Source organism: Streptomyces zinciresistens K42 (assembly GCF_000225525.1).
In the GTDB taxonomy this organism is placed as follows: Bacteria; Actinomycetota; Actinomycetes; order Streptomycetales; family Streptomycetaceae; genus Streptomyces; species Streptomyces zinciresistens.
Window position 1 is genome coordinate 1 of sequence record NZ_AGBF01000413.1, and the last position, 1,992, is coordinate 1,992.

The 1,992-nt window shown below is 67.9% G+C and carries 2 protein-coding genes; one reads left to right on the top strand and one right to left on the bottom strand.

All coding sequences use genetic code 11. From position 1 onward, the window contains the following. Positions 1-183 precede the first annotated feature (183 nt). Complete coding sequence (locus SZN_RS36855; RefSeq protein WP_425274508.1) at positions 184-1,365, bottom strand: IS701 family transposase; 1,182 nt, start codon at positions 1,363-1,365, stop codon at positions 184-186. Positions 1,366-1,434: 69 nt separating this feature from the next. Between SZN_RS36855 and SZN_RS37830 the strand changes: the two genes are divergently transcribed. Continuing rightward, a complete protein-coding gene (locus tag SZN_RS37830; RefSeq protein WP_007506259.1) occupies positions 1,435-1,938 on the top strand; it encodes a hypothetical protein in 504 nt (167 codons plus the stop codon). Positions 1,939-1,992: the final 54 nt, after the last annotated feature.

A 1,992-nucleotide genomic window follows, 5' to 3' on the forward strand; every position in this document is an offset into this window, starting at 1 on the left:
CCTAGTACTACAGCGGCACTTGTAGGTGGCGAGGGTAGCCGCGTCGCCGCCAGTGGCTGATCTTGGCCTGGGCTTGGTGGTGGCGGCGGAAGCGAGACCAGGCCAGGATGTGGGCGAGGTCGTCGAGCGGCCGTAGGAGTGTGCGCGCGAGGAGCTTTCGGATCTCGTTGCAGGACAGGCGAATCAGACTGATTCGTCCCGTGTGACCGCCCCCTTTGGGCTCGGGTGATCGGCCCGGATCACCGCCAGGAGTGCGGCGGCGAGCATCGCCAGCGTTATGTGTCGATACCAGGCCGGCCACTTGCGGACCTCGTACTGGTCCAGGCCGCACTCGTTCTTCGCGGTCTCGAAGCACTCCTCGACAGACCAGCGCGCACCCACGGCGGCCACCACCTCCGCCAGCACCGTCCTCCCCGGCGCGTGGACGAGGAAGAACGCGGTCTCGGCTGGATCAGCGATGGAACGTCGCACCAGCAACAGGTGCTCGAAGCCCGCAGCCGGTGCGGCCAGCGCTGCACCCCGTCGGGCCGAGTGCCGCACCCCCACCTCGACGGTCGCCCATTCGTAGCGCCGCATCCCCTTGGAGCCCTGACCACAACTACGCCGCTCCCACGCCTCTTGGGGGATCCGGGGCAGCAGGGTGCGAACCTGGGCGGAGCGGCCGCCCACCGTGACTTTGAAGTGCGACGGGACCGCCATCGCATATCGCAGAGACTTCGCCTCGCACCACTCCCGCAGACCCGGATGCTGACCGTAGACCGCATCCGCGACCACCCACGCGAATGGAGCACCGGCCGCCAGCGCACGGGCCAGCATGCGACGGCCCAGCTCCGGCTTGGAGGCGAAGCCCACCTCCTCGGGCACCGCCGCGTCCTTGCGCCGGCCCGCGTCGCGCACCCACGACTCGTCCGGTAGGTACAACTCCCGGTCGATCAGCACCCGCCCGCGCGAGGACGCGTAGCCCAAGAACACCCCCACCTGGCAGTTCTCAATCCGCCCCGCCGTGCCCGTGTACTGCCGCTGAACGCCCGCCGACCGGCTGCCCTTCTTCAGGAACCCCGTCTCGTCCAGGACCAGCACCGCCTCGTGCTCGCCCAGACGCTCGACCACGTAGGACACCACCACATCACGGACCTCGTCAGCATCCCAGCGGGCGGCCCCCAGCAGCCGCTGTGTCGACCAGGGCGTCGCGGCACCGGCCTGCTCAGCCAGCTGCCACCCGTTCTTGCGCGGCACGTCCGCCAGCAACCCCCTCACATAGGCGACCGCCGTCGCCCGCGGCTCCGACCGCTCAAAACACCCAGCGATCCGCGTCCCCAGACCCGCCAGCTCCGCACCCCAAAGCTCCACCTGATCCGAAGTCACCACACGACGATCATTGCAGGCAGGATGACCCACGCGGCAAGTGCCGCCGCGGCACCAGGGAGACTCCGCATGGCTGACTACTATCCGTACCGAATCGCGACCAGGAGAGGGGACCTGACGCTGATCTGGCGGCCCGGGGAGGACGATGCCCCCGATGAGCTCGTCGTTGACGACCTCGGACGACTCCTTGCGTTCCACGACCGCAAGACGCTGCAGGAATACTGCGATCGCGACGGCTGGGAGCTCGTCTGGGAGGGCGAAGCCACTCTCGATCTGGACGTCGTACGGCAGTGGGTCGAGCACCCCGACCGTGACTTGGTCACGGCAGGACTGCTGCTGGACGCATGGAACTTCCTCGAAGACCTCTCCCACAGCCTGAAGACCGGCCCGCCCCTCCCCTCCCAAGGACCGATCCACGACAGCGCCTACGAAAAGATCTTCGGTGGCGAAGCTCTCGAACCGACCGCTGACAAGGGAGCCTGGACGGACGAGGAGACCGCGGCCGTGCGCGAACTCCTCCGCACGGGGCTGGATCTATGGGATCAGGCCGTCCATAGTTCCGGATCCGGCTGATCGAACCTACGAGTCTTCCGCGCGCTCCCAGTTCAAGTGCCGCTGTAGTACTAG

Bases quoted from the DNA above. Each gene is read 5' to 3' on its own strand.
- SZN_RS37830 (WP_007506259.1), top strand. From the start codon at position 1,435: ATGGCTGACTACTATCCGTACCGAATCGCGACCAGGAGAGGGGACCTG.